General features: G+C 65.4%; 31 protein-coding genes. 30 read left to right on the plus strand and 1 reads right to left on the minus strand.

Annotated elements, in window-relative coordinates; translation table 11 throughout:
- Positions 1–89: 89 nt before the first annotated feature.
- From rpsJ to map, 24 genes are all read left to right on the plus strand, one after another.
- Entirely contained in the window at positions 90–395 is a 306-nt protein-coding gene (rpsJ, locus tag NVV99_RS15065) for a 30S ribosomal protein S10 (protein ID WP_003938093.1), read from the plus strand.
- Positions 396–440: 45 nt separating this feature from the next.
- Complete coding sequence (rplC, locus tag NVV99_RS15070) at positions 441–1094, plus strand: 50S ribosomal protein L3 (protein ID WP_006554610.1); 654 nt, start codon at positions 441–443, stop codon at positions 1092–1094.
- On the plus strand, positions 1091–1774 hold the full coding sequence (rplD, locus tag NVV99_RS15075) for a 50S ribosomal protein L4 (RefSeq protein WP_006554609.1): 684 nt from the start codon (positions 1091–1093) through the stop codon (positions 1772–1774). The genes rplC and rplD overlap by 4 nt, the downstream gene beginning before the upstream one ends.
- Positions 1771–2076 carry a 50S ribosomal protein L23 gene (gene rplW, locus NVV99_RS15080; RefSeq protein ID WP_006554608.1) on the plus strand — a complete coding sequence of 102 codons (306 nt, stop codon included), beginning with the start codon at positions 1771–1773 and terminating at the stop codon, positions 2074–2076. Before rplD ends, rplW begins: the two co-directional genes overlap by 4 nt.
- 38 nt (positions 2077–2114) lie before the next feature.
- Positions 2115–2948, plus strand: a complete 834-nt coding sequence (gene rplB, locus NVV99_RS15085) for a 50S ribosomal protein L2 (RefSeq protein WP_024101620.1) — start codon at positions 2115–2117, stop codon at positions 2946–2948.
- A 19-nt stretch (positions 2949–2967) separates the two neighbouring features.
- Complete coding sequence (gene rpsS / locus NVV99_RS15090; RefSeq protein WP_003938088.1) at positions 2968–3249, plus strand: 30S ribosomal protein S19; 282 nt, start codon at positions 2968–2970, stop codon at positions 3247–3249.
- Entirely contained in the window at positions 3246–3638 is a 393-nt protein-coding gene (gene rplV, locus NVV99_RS15095; RefSeq protein WP_006554606.1) for a 50S ribosomal protein L22, read from the plus strand. Before rpsS ends, rplV begins: the two co-directional genes overlap by 4 nt.
- Positions 3638–4435, plus strand: a complete 798-nt coding sequence (rpsC, locus tag NVV99_RS15100) for a 30S ribosomal protein S3 (protein ID WP_006554605.1) — start codon at positions 3638–3640, stop codon at positions 4433–4435. Before rplV ends, rpsC begins: the two co-directional genes overlap by 1 nt.
- A 4-nt stretch (positions 4436–4439) precedes the next feature.
- Positions 4440–4856, plus strand: a complete 417-nt coding sequence (gene rplP, locus NVV99_RS15105; protein ID WP_006554604.1) for a 50S ribosomal protein L16 — start codon at positions 4440–4442, stop codon at positions 4854–4856.
- On the plus strand, positions 4856–5092 hold the full coding sequence (gene rpmC / locus NVV99_RS15110; RefSeq protein ID WP_006554603.1) for a 50S ribosomal protein L29: 237 nt from the start codon (positions 4856–4858) through the stop codon (positions 5090–5092). Before rplP ends, rpmC begins: the two co-directional genes overlap by 1 nt.
- On the plus strand, positions 5089–5373 hold the full coding sequence (rpsQ, locus tag NVV99_RS15115) for a 30S ribosomal protein S17 (RefSeq protein WP_024101619.1): 285 nt from the start codon (positions 5089–5091) through the stop codon (positions 5371–5373). The genes rpmC and rpsQ overlap by 4 nt, the downstream gene beginning before the upstream one ends.
- A 319-nt stretch (positions 5374–5692) precedes the next feature.
- Positions 5693–6061 carry a 50S ribosomal protein L14 gene (gene rplN / locus NVV99_RS15120; RefSeq protein WP_006554601.1) on the plus strand — a complete coding sequence of 123 codons (369 nt, stop codon included), beginning with the start codon at positions 5693–5695 and terminating at the stop codon, positions 6059–6061.
- Entirely contained in the window at positions 6061–6378 is a 318-nt protein-coding gene (gene rplX / locus NVV99_RS15125) for a 50S ribosomal protein L24 (RefSeq protein WP_006554600.1), read from the plus strand. The genes rplN and rplX overlap by 1 nt, the downstream gene beginning before the upstream one ends.
- 1 nt (position 6379) lies before the next feature.
- Positions 6380–6946 carry a 50S ribosomal protein L5 gene (rplE, locus tag NVV99_RS15130; protein WP_006554599.1) on the plus strand — a complete coding sequence of 189 codons (567 nt, stop codon included), beginning with the start codon at positions 6380–6382 and terminating at the stop codon, positions 6944–6946.
- Positions 6947–6950: 4 nt separating this feature from the next.
- Entirely contained in the window at positions 6951–7136 is a 186-nt protein-coding gene (locus tag NVV99_RS15135; RefSeq protein WP_006554598.1) for a type Z 30S ribosomal protein S14, read from the plus strand.
- 173 nt (positions 7137–7309) lie between these two features.
- The gene (rpsH, locus tag NVV99_RS15140) at positions 7310–7708 is read left to right on the plus strand and encodes a 30S ribosomal protein S8 (protein ID WP_006554597.1); all 399 of its coding nucleotides are present in this window, start codon (positions 7310–7312) and stop codon (positions 7706–7708) included.
- Positions 7709–7723: 15 nt separating this feature from the next.
- Entirely contained in the window at positions 7724–8263 is a 540-nt protein-coding gene (gene rplF / locus NVV99_RS15145) for a 50S ribosomal protein L6 (protein ID WP_006554596.1), read from the plus strand.
- A gap of 2 nt (positions 8264–8265) precedes the next feature.
- Entirely contained in the window at positions 8266–8673 is a 408-nt protein-coding gene (gene rplR / locus NVV99_RS15150; RefSeq protein WP_006554595.1) for a 50S ribosomal protein L18, read from the plus strand.
- 31 nt (positions 8674–8704) lie between these two features.
- The gene (rpsE, locus tag NVV99_RS15155; protein ID WP_006554594.1) at positions 8705–9352 is read left to right on the plus strand and encodes a 30S ribosomal protein S5; all 648 of its coding nucleotides are present in this window, start codon (positions 8705–8707) and stop codon (positions 9350–9352) included.
- Positions 9352–9531 carry a 50S ribosomal protein L30 gene (gene rpmD, locus NVV99_RS15160; protein WP_006554593.1) on the plus strand — a complete coding sequence of 60 codons (180 nt, stop codon included), beginning with the start codon at positions 9352–9354 and terminating at the stop codon, positions 9529–9531. Before rpsE ends, rpmD begins: the two co-directional genes overlap by 1 nt.
- A gap of 2 nt (positions 9532–9533) precedes the next feature.
- Entirely contained in the window at positions 9534–9977 is a 444-nt protein-coding gene (gene rplO / locus NVV99_RS15165; protein WP_006554592.1) for a 50S ribosomal protein L15, read from the plus strand.
- Positions 9978–10204: 227 nt separating this feature from the next.
- The gene (gene secY / locus NVV99_RS15170; protein ID WP_006554591.1) at positions 10205–11518 is read left to right on the plus strand and encodes a preprotein translocase subunit SecY; all 1314 of its coding nucleotides are present in this window, start codon (positions 10205–10207) and stop codon (positions 11516–11518) included.
- The gene (locus tag NVV99_RS15175) at positions 11515–12060 is read left to right on the plus strand and encodes an adenylate kinase (protein ID WP_006554590.1); all 546 of its coding nucleotides are present in this window, start codon (positions 11515–11517) and stop codon (positions 12058–12060) included. Before secY ends, NVV99_RS15175 begins: the two co-directional genes overlap by 4 nt.
- 14 nt (positions 12061–12074) lie before the next feature.
- Positions 12075–12872 (plus strand): type I methionyl aminopeptidase, encoded by a 798-nt coding sequence (map, locus tag NVV99_RS15180; RefSeq protein WP_006554589.1) that lies wholly within the window; start codon positions 12075–12077, stop codon positions 12870–12872.
- A gap of 24 nt (positions 12873–12896) precedes the next feature.
- On the opposite strand, the gene dtd is transcribed toward map, so the two are convergent.
- The gene (gene dtd / locus NVV99_RS15185; protein ID WP_024101618.1) at positions 12897–13334 is read right to left on the minus strand and encodes a D-aminoacyl-tRNA deacylase; all 438 of its coding nucleotides are present in this window, start codon (positions 13332–13334) and stop codon (positions 12897–12899) included.
- Positions 13335–13553: 219 nt separating this feature from the next.
- Between dtd and infA the strand changes: the two genes are divergently transcribed.
- The 6 genes from infA to NVV99_RS15215 all read left to right on the plus strand — a co-directional run bounded on the left by infA (position 13554) and on the right by NVV99_RS15215 (position 16763).
- Entirely contained in the window at positions 13554–13775 is a 222-nt protein-coding gene (gene infA / locus NVV99_RS15190; protein WP_006554587.1) for a translation initiation factor IF-1, read from the plus strand.
- A gap of 92 nt (positions 13776–13867) precedes the next feature.
- Entirely contained in the window at positions 13868–13981 is a 114-nt protein-coding gene (gene rpmJ, locus NVV99_RS15195; protein ID WP_003938068.1) for a 50S ribosomal protein L36, read from the plus strand.
- Positions 13982–14190: 209 nt separating this feature from the next.
- Positions 14191–14559, plus strand: coding sequence for a 30S ribosomal protein S13 (gene rpsM, locus NVV99_RS15200; RefSeq protein ID WP_006554586.1), 369 nt, complete (start codon positions 14191–14193; stop codon positions 14557–14559).
- The gene (gene rpsK, locus NVV99_RS15205; protein WP_006554585.1) at positions 14559–14972 is read left to right on the plus strand and encodes a 30S ribosomal protein S11; all 414 of its coding nucleotides are present in this window, start codon (positions 14559–14561) and stop codon (positions 14970–14972) included. Before rpsM ends, rpsK begins: the two co-directional genes overlap by 1 nt.
- A gap of 22 nt (positions 14973–14994) precedes the next feature.
- Complete coding sequence (gene rpsD, locus NVV99_RS15210; protein ID WP_006554584.1) at positions 14995–15600, plus strand: 30S ribosomal protein S4; 606 nt, start codon at positions 14995–14997, stop codon at positions 15598–15600.
- 101 nt (positions 15601–15701) lie between these two features.
- Positions 15702–16763 carry a DNA-directed RNA polymerase subunit alpha gene (locus tag NVV99_RS15215; RefSeq protein WP_006554583.1) on the plus strand — a complete coding sequence of 354 codons (1062 nt, stop codon included), beginning with the start codon at positions 15702–15704 and terminating at the stop codon, positions 16761–16763.
- The last annotated feature ends 30 nt before the right edge of the window (positions 16764–16793 follow it).

Below are 16793 nucleotides of genomic sequence, written 5' to 3' on the forward strand. Positions count from 1 at the left end.
CGGTCGCCGTTCCCTGGGGAACTGTGCAGACGAGGTGGTTTCCGGCTCCGCCGGGGATCACGAAACGCGGCAAGAAAAGGACACTAAGCGTGGCGGGACAGAAGATCCGCATCAGGCTCAAGGCCTATGACCACGAGGCGATCGACGCATCTGCGCGCAAGATCGTCGAGACGGTGACCCGTACGGGTGCCCGCGTGGTCGGCCCGGTGCCGTTGCCCACTGAAAAGAACGTGTACTGCGTCATCCGCTCGCCGCACAAGTACAAGGACTCGCGCGAGCACTTCGAGATGCGGACGCACAAGCGGCTCATCGACATTCTCGACCCGACGCCGAAGACCGTCGACGCGCTCATGCGCATCGATCTCCCGGCGAGTGTCGACGTCAACATTCAGTGACATTCGATTACAGCGAGCTTGTGAAAGACGCAGCGGAGACAACACATGACTAACCAGATCAAGGGAATCCTGGGCACCAAGCTCGGCATGACCCAGGTCTTCGACGAGAACAACCGGGTCGTTCCGGTCACCGTCGTCAAGGCCGGACCGAACGTGGTCACGCAGATCCGCACCGAGGAGCGCGACGGCTACAACGCCGTGCAGCTCGCCTACGGTGCCATCGCGCCGCGCAAGGTCAACAAGCCGGTTCGCGGCCAGTTCGAGAAGGCCGGCGTCACGCCGCGCCGTCACCTGGTCGAGCTCCGGATCGAGGACGCCTCCGAGTACGAGGTCGGCCAGGAACTCACCGCAGAGGTGTTCGAGGACGGCGCCTACGTCGACGTCACCGGCACCTCGAAGGGCAAGGGCTTCGCCGGCACGATGAAGCGTCACGGCTTCGCCGGCCAGGGTGCGTCGCACGGTACGCAGGCCGTGCACCGTCGTCCGGGCTCCATCGGTGGTTGCGCCACCCCGGGCCGCGTGTTCAAGGGCACGCGCATGTCCGGCCGTATGGGCTCCGACCGCATCACGACGCAGAACCTCTCGGTCCACAAGGTGGACGCCGAGAACGGTCTGCTGCTGATCAAGGGCGCGATCCCGGGTCGCAAGGGCGGCCTCGTGATCGTCAAGACCGCAGTGAAGGGTGGTGCACGGGCATGACCAGCACCGAGACCGCAACCAAGCTGACCCTGGACGTCAAGGCCCCCGGTGGCCAGACCTCCGGCTCCGTCGATCTCCCCGCCGAGATCTTCGACGCTCCCGCGAACATCGCGCTGCTGCACCAGGTCGTCACCGCGCAGCTCGCCGCGGCCCGCCAGGGAACGCACGCCACCAAGACCCGCGGCGAGGTTCGCGGCGGTGGCAAGAAGCCGTACCGCCAGAAGGGCACCGGCCGCGCACGTCAGGGCTCGACCCGTGCGCCGCAGTTCGCCGGCGGTGGCACCGTCCACGGCCCGCAGCCGCGCGACTACAGCCAGCGCACCCCCAAGAAGATGAAGGCCGCCGCCCTGCGCGGAGCCCTCTCCGACCGGGCGCGCAACGAGCGCATCCACGTGATCACCGAACTCGTCGCCGGTCAGACCCCGTCGACGAAGAGTGCTCGCACGTTCCTGGGCGAGATCAGCGACCGCAAGAAGGTCCTGCTCGTCGTCGGCCGTGAAGACGTGGCGGCGTGGAAGTCGGTTCAGAACCTTCCCAACGTCCACGCGCTCGCGCCGGATCAGCTGAACACCTACGACGTGCTCTACAGCGATGACGTCGTGTTCAGCGTCGAGGCGCTCAACACGTTCATCCACGGGCCGGCCGAGTCCGGCCAGGAAGTGAAGGAGGAGAGCAAGTGAGCACGATCGCCGATCCTCGCGACATCCTGCTGGCTCCCGTCGTCTCCGAGAAGTCCTACGGGCTGATGGAAGAGGGCACCTACACCTTCCTGGTCCACCCGGACTCGAACAAGACGCAGATCAAGATTGCCGTCGAGAAGGTCTTCGGCGTCAAGGTGAGCAGCGTCAACACCGCCAACCGTCAGGGCAAGCGCAAGCGGACCCGGTTCGGTTACGGCAAGCGCAAGAACACCAAGCGCGCGCTCGTGACCCTCACGGCCGACAGCAAGCCCATCGAGATCTTCGGAGGCCCGGTCGCCTAGCGATCGGAACTCTCGAGAGATAGAGGACGAGAAGACTCATGGCAATCCGTAAGTACAAGCCGACTACGCCGGGCCGTCGTGGCGCCAGCGTGGCGGACTTCGCCGAGATCACTCGGTCGACGCCCGAGAAGTCGCTGGTGCGCCCGCTGCACGGTCGCGGTGGACGTAACGCGCACGGCCGCATCACCACCCGTCACAAGGGTGGCGGACACAAGCGCGCCTACCGCCTGATCGATTTCCGTCGCAACGACAAGGACGGCGTGCCGGCCAAGGTCGCTCACATCGAGTACGACCCCAACCGCACCGCGCGCATCGCGCTGCTCCACTACGTGGACGGCGAGAAGCGCTACATCATCGCCCCCAAGGGCCTCGTGCAGGGTGCCCCGGTCGAGTCGGGCCCCAACGCCGACATCAAGCCCGGCAACAACCTGCCGCTGCGCAACATCCCGACGGGTACGACCATCCACGCGGTCGAGCTGCGTCCGGGTGGCGGCGCCAAGATGGCCCGCTCCGCCGGTGCGAGCATCCAGCTCCTCGGTAAGGAAGGCACCTACGCCACGCTGCGTATGCCCTCCGGCGAGATCCGTCGCGTCGACGTGCGCTGCCGCGCCACCGTCGGCGAGGTCGGCAACGCCGAGCAGTCGAACATCAACTGGGGCAAGGCCGGCCGTATGCGCTGGAAGGGCAAGCGCCCGACCGTCCGTGGTGTCGTGATGAACCCGGTCGACCACCCGCACGGTGGTGGCGAGGGCAAGACCTCGGGTGGTCGCCACCCGGTCAGCCCGTGGGGCAAGCCCGAGGGCCGCACCCGCAAGAACAAGGCGTCCGACAAGCTCATCGTCCGTCGTCGCCGTACCGGCAAGAAGCGCTAGTCAAGGAGGGAGTTAGAGAATGCCACGCAGCCTCAAGAAGGGCCCGTTCGTCGACGACCACCTCCTGGCGAAGGTGGACACGCAGAACGAGAAGGGCACCAAGCAGGTCATCAAGACCTGGTCGCGCCGTTCCACGATTCTGCCCGACTTCATCGGTCATACGTTCGCTGTCCACGATGGACGCAAGCACGTGCCGGTGTTCGTCTCGGAGTCCATGGTCGGTCACAAGCTCGGTGAGTTCGCGCCGACCCGTACGTTCAAGGGCCACATCAAGGACGACCGGAAGAGCAAGCGTCGATGAGCACTGAAACCACCACCAACAGCGCTCGGGCTGTTGCGCGCCACGTGCGTGTGACCCCGATGAAGGCGCGCCGCGTCGTCGACATCGTTCGCGGTAAGTCCGTCGAGGAGGCCCTGGCCATCCTCAAGTTCGCGCCGCAGGCCGCGGCCGAGCCGGTCGCCAAGGTGATCGCGTCGGCCGCTGCGAACGCGCAGAACAACTACAACCTCGACCCCAGCACGCTCGTCGTCGCGACTGCGTACGTGGACGAGGGCGCGACCCTGAAGCGGTTCCAGCCGCGTGCCCAGGGCCGTGCGTTCCGCATCCGCAAGCGGTCGAGCCACATCACCGTGATCGTGGAAAGCGTCGGGTCGGCCTCGACTCGTAACCGCCGGAAGGGAGCTCAGTAGTGGGCCAGAAGATCAACCCGCACGGCTTCCGTCTGGGCGTCACCACCGACTGGAAGTCTCGTTGGTACGCGGACAAGCAGTACGCGGACTACGTCAAGGAAGATGTCGCGATCCGCAAGTTCCTGGCCTCCGGCCTCGAGCGCGCCGGCATCGCGAAGGTCGAGATCGAGCGCACCCGCGACCGTGTGCGTGTGGACATCCACACCGCTCGTCCGGGCATCGTCATCGGACGCCGCGGCGCCGAGGCCGATCGCATCCGCGCCGAGCTCGAGAAGCTGACCGGTAAGCAGGTCCAGCTGAACATCCTCGAGGTCAAGAACTCCGAGTCCGAGGCTCAGCTCGTGGCGCAGGGCGTCGCCGAGCAGCTCTCGAACCGTGTCGCCTTCCGTCGTGCGATGCGCAAGGCCATCCAGTCGGCCATGCGTCAGCCGAACGTCAAGGGCATCCGCGTGCAGTGCTCGGGCCGCCTCGGTGGCGCCGAGATGTCGCGTTCGGAGTTCTACCGCGAAGGTCGCGTCCCGCTGCACACGCTGCGCGCGGACATCGACTACGGCCTCTACGAGGCACGGACCACCTTCGGCCGTATCGGCGTGAAGGTCTGGATCTACAAGGGCGACATCGTCGGTGGCCGTCGTGAGCTTGCTGCTGCTGCAGCTGCTCCCGCCGACCGGCCGCGTCGTGAGCGTCCGAGCCGCCCGCGTCGTTCCGGCGCGTCGGGCACCACCGCGACGAGCACCGAGGCCGGCCGCGCCGCATCGAGCGACGCCCCTGCCTCGACCGAGAACAAGGAGGGCTGACGCAATGTTGATCCCCCGGCGGGTCAAACACCGCAAGCAGCACCATCCGAGCCGTACGGGTGCCGCCAAGGGCGGAACCCAGGTGGCCTTCGGTGACTACGGCATCCAGGCTCTCGAGCCGGCCTACATCACCAACCGGCAGATCGAGTCCGCTCGTATCGCCATGACCCGGCACATCAAGCGTGGCGGCAAGATCTGGATCAACATCTTCCCGGATCGCCCCCTCACCAAGAAGCCTGCCGAGACCCGCATGGGTTCCGGTAAGGGTTCGCCGGAGTGGTGGGTCGCGAACGTCAAGCCCGGTCGCGTGCTGTTCGAGATGAGCTACCCCAACGAGGAGATTGCGCGCGAGGCCCTGCGTCGCGCGATGCACAAGCTCCCCTGCAAGTGCCGCATCGTGACGAGGGAGGAGCAGTTCTGATGGCTACCGGTACCCCCGCCGCGGAACTCCGCGAGCTGAGCGACGAAGAGCTGACCGACAAGCTCCGCGAAGCCAAGGAAGAGCTGTTCAACCTCCGCTTCCAGATGGCCACCGGTCAGCTGGACAACAACCGTCGGCTCCGCGTCGTGCGCAACGAGATCGCCCGTATCTACACGGTGCTGCGCGAGCGCGAGCTCGGACTGGCCACCGGCCCGAATGCGGGTGACGTGGCATGAGTGAGGAAAAGGCAGTGAGCAACCAGGAACAGCGCGCGAGCCGCAAGGTCCGCATCGGTTACGTCGTCTCGGACAAGATGGAGAAGACCATCGTCGTCGAGCTCGAGGACCGTGTGAAGCACCCGCTGTACGGCAAGATCATCCGCCGTACGACCAAGGTGAAGGCGCACGACGAGAACGGTCTGGCCGGCATCGGCGACCGCGTGCAGCTGATGGAGACCCGTCCGCTGTCCGCGTCGAAGCGCTGGCGTCTGGTCGAGGTGCTCGAGAAGGCCAAGTAAGGCCTCCTCGTCCTCGACAGGACCGAGAACATGCAGCACCCCACCACCCGCACCGCGGGTGGTGGGGTGCTGTGCGTCCGGTAGTAGGTGCAGCCCTCGCGTGGGGGAGCGGTGGACGTCGCTGCGACACGCCCGGTGCCGGGGTGGGGAGTGACATCACAATTCGCGAATTTGCCCTGCGTACGGTATATGGCCTACTCTGGACGGGTTGCTTACAGGACCCGTGTGTGATTCGCACGTGCGCTGCAGGCAGCCGACGACCGCGTACGTCCAGGTCGGAAATCTGACGTACACACCAATCCAGGTCAAGGAGAAGTAAGTGATCCAGCAGGAGTCGCGACTGCGCGTCGCCGACAACACGGGTGCCAAGGAGATCCTCTGCATCCGCGTTCTCGGTGGCTCGTCCCGTCGCTACGCCGGAATCGGTGACGTCATCGTCGCCACCGTCAAGGACGCGATCCCCGGCGGCAACGTCAAGCGTGGCGATGTCGTCAAGGCCGTGATCGTGCGCACCGCCAAGGAGCGCCGCCGTCCGGACGGTTCCTACATCAAGTTCGACGAGAACGCTGCCGTCATCATCAAGGGCGACAACGATCCTCGCGGCACCCGCATCTTCGGACCCGTCGGTCGCGAGCTCCGCGACAAGCGGTTCATGAAGATCGTCTCGCTCGCTCCGGAGGTGCTGTGATGAAGGTGCACAAGGGTGACACCGTGCTCGTCATCTCGGGCAAGGACAAGGGCGCCAAGGGCAAGGTCATCGCGGCCTACCCGGCGACCGGCAAGGTCCTCGTCGAGGGCGTGAACCGTATCAAGAAGCACACCGCCGTCTCTGCGAACGAGCGTGGCGCCTCCTCCGGCGGCATCGTGACGCAGGAGGCCCCGATCCACGTTTCCAACGTTGCGGTCGTCGACTCGGACGGAAACCCCACCCGCGTGGGCTACCGCACCGATGAGGAAACCGGCAAGCGCGTTCGGATTTCCCGGAAGAACGGGAAGGACCTCTGACATGACTTCCACCGAGAACAAGACCCAGCCGCGCCTGAAGGCCCGCTACCGCGCCGAGATCAAGGACGCGCTGAACGCGGAGTTCGACTACGCGAACGTCATGCAGATCCCCGGCGTCGTGAAGGTCGTCGTCAACATGGGTGTCGGCGACGCCGCCCGCGACGCGAAGCTCATCAACGGAGCCGTCAACGACCTCGCGCTCATCACCGGTCAGAAGCCGGAGATCCGTAAGGCCCGCAAGTCCATCGCACAGTTCAAGCTGCGCGAGGGCATGCCGATCGGTGCGCGCGTCACGCTGCGCGGCGACCGCATGTGGGAGTTCCTGGACCGTCTCGTGTCCATCGCGCTTCCCCGTATCCGGGACTTCCGCGGCCTCAACGGCAACCAGTTCGACGGCAACGGCAACTACACGTTCGGCCTGAACGAGCAGTCGATGTTCCACGAGATCGACGTGGACAAGATCGATCGCCCGCGCGGCATGGACATCACTGTCGTGACCACCGCTACCAACAACGAAGAAGGCCGTGCCCTGCTCAAGCACCTCGGCTTCCCGTTCAAGGAGAACTGAGCCCATGGCTAAGAAGGCACTGGTCAACAAGGCCAACAAGAAGCCGAAGTTCGCGGTGCGCGCCTACACCCGCTGCCAGCGCTGCGGGCGCCCGCACTCGGTCTTCCGCAAGTTCGGACTCTGCCGCATCTGCCTTCGCGAGATGGCACACCGCGGAGAACTTCCGGGAGTTCACAAGAGCTCCTGGTGACGTGAGCGGTGGGCGGAGGACCGAGAAGTTCTCCGCCCACTGTCACGCTGTCATGGGTTCGTCGCCGATCCGTCGACGAATCCGCTATCGAAACCGAGTTTCGACGTAGGCCCACGGCCGGCATGTTCCGGCGTTGCATGGGAACCGCATCGAGAAAGGTGAACAGGTCAGCCATGACCATGACCGACCCCATCGCAGACTTCTTGACGCGTCTGCGTAACGCCAACACGGCGTACCACGACGAGGTCAAGCTCCCGTCCTCGAAGATCAAGGTGAACATCGCCGAGATCCTCAAGCGCGAGGGCTACATCTCCGACTACCGCACCGAGGACGCCGAGGTGGGCAAGACCCTTATCGTCGACCTCAAGTACGGACCTTCCCGTGAGCGCAGCCTTGCCGGCGTGCGCCGCGTGTCGAAGCCCGGCCTGCGCGTGTACGCGAAATCCACCAACCTGCCCAAGGTCCTGGGCGGCCTCGGCGTGGCGATCATCTCCACGTCCTCCGGCCTGCTCACCGATCGCCAGGCGGCCAAGCAGGGAGTGGGCGGGGAAGTCCTCGCCTACGTCTGGTAAAGGGAGGCCACCACAATGTCGCGAATCGGAAAACTCCCCGTTGCAGTTCCTTCGGGCGTCGAGATCACCATCGACGGCCAGGATGTTGCAGTCAAGGGCCCCAAGGGCAACCTGTCCCTGACGATCGCCGAGCCGATCGCCGTCGCCAAGGGCGAGGACGGGGCAATCAACGTCACGCGCCCGAACGACGAGCGTCGCAGCCGCGCGCTGCACGGCCTGTCGCGGACGCTCGTGCAGAACCTCATCGTCGGTGTCACCGAGGGTTACACCACCAAGATGGAGATCCACGGCGTCGGCTACCGCGTGGCCCTCAAGGGCAAGGACCTCGAGTTCTCGCTCGGCTACAGCCACCCCGTGCTGATCGAGGCGCCCGAGGGCATCACGTTCGCCGTCGAGAACCCCACGCGCTTCTCGATCTCGGGCATCGACAAGCAGAAGGTCGGCCAGATCGCGGCCAACATCCGCCGGCTGCGCAAGTCCGACCCCTACAAGGGCAAGGGCATCCGCTACGAGGGTGAACAGGTCCGTCGCAAGGTCGGAAAGACGGGTAAGTGATCATGAGCCAGACCGAGAACCAGAAGGCCAAGCGCATCCCGCGCGGCAAGGACGCCTCCACCACGCGTCGCCTTTCGAAGACGCGTCGTCACTTCCGCCTCCGCAAGAAGATCTCCGGCACCGCCGAGCGTCCCCGCCTCGTCGTCAACCGGTCCTCGCGCCACCTGCACGTGCAGCTGGTCGACGACTTGACGGGCACCACTCTCGCCGCAGCGTCGTCCATCGAACCCGATGTGCGCGCTCTCGAGGGCGACAAGAAGGCTCGCGGCGCGAAGGTCGGTCAGCTGATCGCCGAGCGCGCGAAGGCTGCCGGCGTGGAAGCCGTGGTCTTCGACCGCGGTGGCCACACCTACAGCGGACGCATCGCGGCCCTCGCGGACGCGGCTCGCGAAAGCGGGTTGAAGTTCTGATGACCATTTTCTCGAACGGAAGGAACGCCTGATGCCGGGACGTCAGCGGCGTGACGGCGGCAACGGCCCCGCCGGACAGAACCCCAACAGCGGTGACAACCGTGGCGGTCGCGACCGCCGCGACCGCGACTCGCGCGGCGGCAACGCTGCCGAGAAGTCGAACTACATCGAGCGTGTCGTCTCGATCAACCGTGTGTCGAAGGTCGTCAAGGGCGGTCGTCGCTTCAGCTTCACCGCTCTGGTGATCGTGGGCGACGGCAACGGCCTGGTCGGCGTCGGCTACGGCAAGGCCAAGGAAGTTCCCGCGGCCATCCAGAAGGGTGTCGAGGAAGCTCGCAAGAACTTCTTCCGCGTCCCGCTCATCGGCGGAACCATCACCCACCCCGTCCAGGGAGAGGCTGCAGCCGGTGTCGTCCTGCTGCGTCCGGCTTCCCCCGGTACCGGTGTCATCGCCGGTGGCGCTGTGCGCGCGGTGCTGGAGTGTGCGGGTGTCCACGACATCCTGTCGAAGTCGCTCGGCTCCGACAACGCCATCAATGTGGTGCACGCGACGGTTGCGGCCCTCAAGGGTCTGCAGCGTCCCGAGGAAGTCGCGGCTCGCCGTGGCCTCACCCTCGAGGAAGTTGCCCCCGCCGGCATGCTGCGCGCACGTGCACAGGCTGCTGGGAGCGTGAAGTAATGGCAGAGCTGAAGATCACCCAGATCAAGAGCACCATCGGGGCCAAGTCGAATCAGCGCGACAGCCTCCGGACCCTCGGTCTGCGGAAGATCCGCCAGTCCGTCGTCCGCGAGGACAATGCGCAGAATCGTGGCCTCATCAACGTGGTGCGTCACCTCGTCACCGTTGAGGAGGTCTGAGAATGACCATCAAGCTGCATCACCTGCGCCCGGCTCCGGGTGCGAAGACGGACAAGACCCGCGTCGGACGCGGTGAGGGTTCGAAGGGCAAGACCGCCGGCCGCGGTACGAAGGGCACGAAGGCACGCAAGAACGTGTCGCCGGCCTTCGAGGGTGGCCAGATGCCCATCCACATGCGTCTGCCGAAGCTCAAGGGCTTCAAGAACGCATTCCGTACCGAGTACCAGATCGTCAACGTCGGGGACATCGCTCGCGTGTTCCCCGAGGGTGGACAGATCGGTGTCGCGGACCTCGTGGCGAAGGGTCTGGTTCGCAAGAACCAGCTCGTCAAGGTCCTCGGCGAGGGCGAGCTGACGGTGGCCGTGCAGGTCACCGCCGACAAGTTCTCGGCCTCCGCTCAGGAGAAGATCGCTGCAGCCGGTGGCAGCGCGACCGTCCAGGCCTGACCTGTACTTTCGCGTGTGAGTCACGGCTGTCGAACGGCCGCGGTGCAGATACCTGCACCGCGGCCGTTCGCGCGTTCACACCGGTGCCCCAAGCTGCGTTCGCAGCGGTGACATAGGCTACCGGGCTACGCCTCTCATCGGGGCCCACTGTTAGAGTTTCAGAGTTGTCTACCGTCCGACGGATCCCTCTCGATCCGTCGTCCCCGATCGGCCCGCCAGGAGGATCTTTGCTTTCCGCCTTCGTCTCGGCCCTCAGGACACCGGACCTGAGGCGGAAGATTCTCATCGCCCTCGGGCTCGTGGCGCTGTACCGCCTCGGTGCTACCGTGCCGTCCCCGGGCGTCGACTACGGCAACGTCCAGGCCTGTGTCGATCAGCTCGCCGGCAGCGAGCAGGCCGGTATCTACTCGCTGATCAATCTGTTCTCCGGCGGCGCGCTGCTGCAGTTGTCGGTCTTCGCGATCGGCATCATGCCGTTCATCACCGCGAGCATCATCGTCCAGCTGCTCACCGTGGTCATTCCACGCTTCGAGGAACTGCGCAAGGAGGGCCAGTCCGGCCAGGCCAAGATGACGCAGTACACGCGTTATCTCGCCGTCGCGCTCGCCGTCCTGCAGGCCACCGGCATCGTCGCGCTCGCCGCCCGAGGGCAGCTGCTGCAGGGCTGCTCGGAGCCGATCCTCGCCGACGACAGCATCTTCGGGATGGTCGTCATCGTGCTGGTGATGACCGCCGGTGCCGCCGTCGTCATGTGGTTCGGTGAGCTCATCACCGAACGCGGTGTCGGCAACGGCATGTCGCTGCTGATCTTCGCCGGTATCGCGGCCGCGCTGCCGAGCGAGGGTCGCATGATCCTCGAATCCCGCGGCGGCCTCGTCTTCGCGATCGTCTGCGTCGTGGCCCTGGCCCTCATCACGGGTGTCGTGTTCATCGAGCAGGGTCAGCGCCGGATCCCGGTGCAGTACGCCAAGCGCATGGTCGGCCGTCGTATGTACGGCGGTTCGTCGACCTACCTGCCGCTGAAGGTCAACCAGGCGGGCATCATCCCCGTCATCTTCGCGTCGTCGCTGCTGTACCTGCCCAATCTCGTCGCGCAGCTCACCGGTGCCACGACGAACCCGGATCCGAGTTGGTGGCAGCGGATCATCAACGAGTACCTGGTCAATCCGAACAACCCGGTCTACATCGCGATCTACTTCGCCCTGATCGTGTTCTTCGTCTTCTTCTACGTCGCCATCACCTTCAATCCGGAGGAGCGGGCCGACGAGATGAAGAAATACGGCGGCTTCATCCCGGGCATCCGCCCCGGTCGCCCGACCGCCGAATATCTCAGTTTCGTGCTCAACCGCATCACGGTTCCGGGCTCGATCTACCTCGGTCTCATCGCGACGCTGCCGAACTTCTTCCTGTCCGGCAGCCAGACGGCCTCGAGCATCTTCGGTGGCGCCGCGGTTCTCATTCTCGTCAGTGTCGCGCTGGACACTGTCAAGCAGATCGAAAGTCAACTGATGCAGCGCAACTACGAAGGGTTCCTCAAGTGAGACTTGTACTGCTCGGTCCTCCCGGTGCCGGCAAGGGCACACAGGCCGCGATTCTGTCCGAGAAGCTCGGCGTCCCCGCCATCTCGACGGGCGATCTTTTCCGCGCGAACATCGGGCAGGGCACCCCGCTCGGCGTCGAGGCCAAGAAGTACATCGACGCGGGGGAGCTCGTTCCCGCCGAGATCACCAACAACATGGTGCGTGAGCGTCTGGCCGAGCCCGACGCCGCCAACGGCTTCCTCCTCGACGGCTTCCCGCGCAGCGTGGAGCAGGCCAAGGAACTCGAGAACATCCTGAAGGATCTCGGTGTCGAGCTCGACGGCGTGCTGTCCTTCGTCATCGACGAGGACGTCGTGGTCGAGCGCATGCTCGCCCGCGGTCGCGCCGACGACACCGAAGACGTGATCCGCAACCGTCTCCGGGTCTACCGTGAGGAGACGGCCCCGCTGCTCGACTACTACGCCGACTCGATCATCACGGTCGACGCGATCGGTGAGGTCGAGGAGATCAATTCGCGGGCTCTGTCCGCACTTGGAAAGTAGACGGGTAGTTCGACATGGGTTTCGGGCGCAAGCGCTCAGTGGTTCCGTTCCGCACCTCGGGTGAACTCGACGCGATGGCGGCGGCGGGAGCCGTGGTCGGTGCCGCACTCGTCGCAGTGCGCGAGGCCGCCAAGCCGGGCGTGAGCACCCTGGAACTCGACCAGGTGGCGGAATCGGTCATCCGCGATGCGGGGGCCGTTCCGTCCTTCCTGGGCTACCACGGCTTCACCGGTTCGATCTGTTCGTCGGTCAACGAGGTCGTCGTCCACGGCATCCCGTCGGTGTCGGTGGTGCTCGCCGAGGGCGACCTCGTGTCGATCGACTGCGGTGCGATCCTCGACGGCTGGCACGGCGACTCGGCATGGACCTTCGGGATCGGGGAGCTGTCGCAGGCCGACATCGACCTGAGCGAGGCCACCCGTCTGTCGCTCGAGGCCGGTATCGCGGCGATGCTCCCGGGCAACCGCCTGACCGACGTCTCGCATGCGATCGAGCAAGGCACGCATGCCGCCGAGAAGGTGCACGGCCGCTTGTACGGCATCGTCGACGGCTACGGCGGTCACGGTATCGGGCGCGAGATGCACATGGATCCGTTCCTCCCCAACGAAGGCAAGCCGGGCAAGGGCCCGAAGCTCGTCGTCGGATCGGTGCTCGCCGTCGAGCCGATGCTCACCCTCGGTACCTACGAGACCGAGGTCCTCGACGACGAGTGGACGGTGGTGACCGTCGACGGCAGCCGGGCCGCGCACTGGGAGCACACGGTAGCGGTCACCGAGGACGGCCCCCGTATCCTCACCGTCCGGCCGGAGTGACGCGAGCGGTCGTACTCCGCGGCGTCATACGTCGACGAGGATCGTGACCGGTCCGTCGTTGACGAGGCTCACCTCCATGTGGGCCCCGAACTTCCCGGTCTCCACCTTCGCGCCGAGATCTCGTAGAGCGTTCGCGAACGCATCGACGAGAGGTTCGGCGATCGGGCGGGGAGCGGCGGCCGACCACGACGGACGCCTGCTCTTCCTCGTGTCGGCCATGAGCGTGAACTGGCTGACCACCAGGATCGGGGCGTCGACGTCGGAGGCGGATCGCTCGTCCTCGAGGATGCGCATCGTCCACACCTTCCGGGCGAGCGTCGCGGCCTTGGCCTCGTCGTCGTCGTGCGTGACGCCGACCAGCACGAGCAGACCGTGACCGTCTTCGGCCGGCGTGATGCGAGCCACCTCGGCTCCGTCGACCGCCACCGCCGCCGTGGTCACCCGCTGGATCAACGCCCGCACGTGCGGTCCTCCTCCTGGTCGTGGGCACGAGTGTGCCGGAGCTCATTTGTCCTGGACGGTCAACTTCCCGTACCATTGATCGGTGGTGCGCGCTGCGCTCCGATCGGTCCCGTGTCGAATTCCTTCGAATCTCGGTTCGTGTCCGGTCCCGGAGTTGCCGAGCGTCACGGTAACGGATGCCGATGCAACCACAACGCCGAACAACGGATCGCGGAGGATATGGCTAAGAAAGACGGGGCAATCGAGGTCGAGGGCCGGGTAATCGAACCGCTGCCCAATGCGATGTTCCGCATCGAGCTGGAGAACGGGCACAAGGTTCTCGCCCACATCAGCGGAAAGATGCGTCAGCACTACATTCGTATCCTTCCCGAGGACCGCGTTGTCGTGGAGCTTTCTCCCTACGACCTCACGCGTGGACGCATCGTCTACCGCTACAAGTAACGAAGCTTCCCCGGCCACACGGTCGGGGAGAATCATGTCGCCGGGCCGGCTCTGCCGTGTCCGGCGGCGCACATACAGGAGATCGGACTTACGTGAAGGTTCAGCCTAGCGTCAAGAAGATCTGCGAGAAGTGCAAGGTGATCCGCCGTAACGGTCGGGTCATGGTGATCTGCGAGAACCTGCGTCACAAGCAGCGTCAGGGCTAGATCCACCTTCGTCTCGAAGATCTGCTTGGCAACAAGCACGAAGACCTTCCAGCACCAGTCGCGTGGTTACGATCCTCGACCCGTCGAGGAGCTGCGCGATCAACCCCCGGTACGGAGGCCGGGGCCCCACTGTGTTTTTGAATCACACAGTTCTTCGACGCAGGGGACGGGCTGGGAGCAGACCTCCGCACACCGAATAGGAATGCCACATGGCACGTCTCGCAGGTGTCGATCTTCCCCGCGAAAAGCGGATGGAGATCGCACTCACCTACATCTACGGCATCGGCCGTACCCGCTCCCAAGAGATCCTCGAGGCCACGGGTGTCAACCCGGACCTGCGCAGCAAGGATCTGACGGACGAGGACCTCGCCAAGCTCCGCGAGTACATCGAGGAGAGCTACAAGGTCGAGGGTGACCTCCGTCGCGAGGTTCAGGCGGACATCCGCCGCAAGATCGAGATCGGCTGCTACCAGGGCCTGCGACACCGTCGTGGTCTGCCCGTGCGTGGACAGCGCACCAAGACCAACGCCCGCACCCGCAAGGGTCCGAAGCGCACCGTCGCAGGAAAGAAGAAGTAATGCCTCCCAAGTCACGCAGCACCGGTCCGAAGAAGACCCAGAAGGCACGGCGCAGGGACAAGAAGAACGTTCCGCACGGTGCCGCTCACATCAAGAGCACGTTCAACAACACCATCGTGTCCATCACGGACCCGCAGGGCAACGTGATCTCCTGGGCGTCCTCCGGCCACGTCGGCTTCAAGGGTTCGCGCAAGTCGACCCCGTTCGCCGCACAGCTCGCCGCCGAGAACGCCGCCCGCAAGGCGCAGGAACACGGTGTCAAGAAGGTCGACGTCTTCGTCAAGGGCCCGGGCTCGGGCCGCGAGACGGCGATCCGTTCCCTCCAGGCCGCAGGCCTCGAGGTCGGCACCATCTCCGATGTCACCCCGCAGCCCCACAACGGTTGCCGTCCGCCCAAGCGGCGTCGCGTCTAACGGGAAAGGAAGGTAAAGAAAAATGGCTCGTTATACCGGTCCCGTTACCCGTAAGTCGCGTCGTCTCCGTGTCGACCTGGTCGGAGGCGATCAGGCCTTCGAGCGTCGCCCCTACCCGCCCGGCCAGCACGGCCGCGCGCGGATCAAGGAGAGCGAGTACCTGCTCCAGCTGCAGGAGAAGCAGAAGGCCCGCTTCTCGTACGGCGTCATGGAGAAGCAGTTCCGTCGCTACTACGAAGAGGCCGCAAGCCGCCCCGGCAAGACCGGTGAGGTTCTGCTGGTCATCCTCGAGTCGCGCCTGGACAACGTCGTCTACCGTGCCGGCCTCGCCCGCACGCGTCGTCAGGCCCGCCAGCTGGTGAGCCACGGCCACTTCCTGGTCAACGGCAAGAAGGTCGACATCCCCAGCTACCGCGTCTCGCAGTACGACATCATCGATGTCCGCGAGAAGTCGCTGAGCACGCTGCCCTTCCAGGTCGCCCGCGAGACCCAGGGCGAGCGCCCGGTTCCGGGTTGGCTGCAGGTCGTCGGCCCGCGTCTGCGAGTGCTGGTCCACCAGCTCCCCGAGCGCGCGCAGATCGACATCCCGCTGCAGGAACAGCTGATCGTCGAGTACTACTCGAAGTAAGACACCTCGGTGTCGTGGTGTCCTCCGGTCCGTCCGGGCGGGAGGACACCGCTCCATTCCACTAGGGCGTCATATGGCGGACGCCCACAAGGAGGCAACAGATGCTCATCTCTCAGCGACCCGCACTGACCGAAGAGGTCATCGCTGAAAACCGCTCGAAGTTCGTCATCGAGCCGCTCGAGCCTGGCTTCGGGTACACCCTCGGCAACTCGCTTCGTCGCACCCTGCTCTCGTCGATCCCGGGCGCCGCTGTCACCAGCATCCGCATCGACGGCGTTCTCCACGAGTTCACCACCGTTCCCGGGGTGAAGGAGGATGTCACCGACATCATCCTGAACCTCAAGGGTCTCGTGGTGAGCTCCGAAGAGGACGAGCCGGTCACCATGTACGTCCGCAAGCAGGGGCCGGGCACCGTCACGGCCGGCGACATCGTGCCCCCGGCCGGTGTCACCATCCACAACCCGGATCTGCACATCGCCACCCTGAACGACAAGGGCAAGCTGGAGATCGAGCTCGTCGTCGAGCGCGGTCGCGGCTACGTTCCTGCCGTGCAGAACAAGGCGTCCGGCGCCGAGATCGGCCGTATCCCGGTCGACTCGATCTACTCGCCGGTGCTCAAGGTGACGTACAAGGTGGAAGCGACCCGCGTCGAGCAGCGCACCGACTTCGATCGGCTCATTCTCGACGTGGAGACCAAGAACTCGATCAGCGCGCGGGACGCGCTCGCCTCGGCGGGCAAGACCCTCGTGGAGCTCTTCGGTCTGGCTCGTGAGCTGAACGTCGAAGCAGAAGGCATCGAGATCGGTCCCTCGCCCGCCGAGGCCGACCACATCGCCTCCTTCGGACTTCCGATCGAGGACCTCGACCTCACGGTCCGGTCCTACAACTGCCTCAAGCGCGAAGGTGTCCACACCGTCGGCGAGCTCGTGGCACGGACGGAATCCGACCTGCTCGACATCCGCAACTTCGGCCAGAAGTCCATCGACGAGGTCAAGGTCAAGCTGCACTCGCTCGGCCTGTCCCTCAAGGACAGCCCGGCATCGTTCGACCCCAGCACCGTCGCCGGCTACGACGCCGCGACCGGTACCTGGAGCGATACCGAGGCCGGCTCCTTCGGTGACAACGACGGCAACGAGGACTACGCCGAGACCGAGCAGCTGTAGCAGCTCACGGTCCGTTACTAGGAGAAAATC

This window comes from Rhodococcus sp. PAE-6 (assembly GCF_025290685.1).
Lineage (GTDB): Bacteria > Actinomycetota > Actinomycetes > Mycobacteriales > Mycobacteriaceae > Rhodococcus > Rhodococcus pyridinivorans.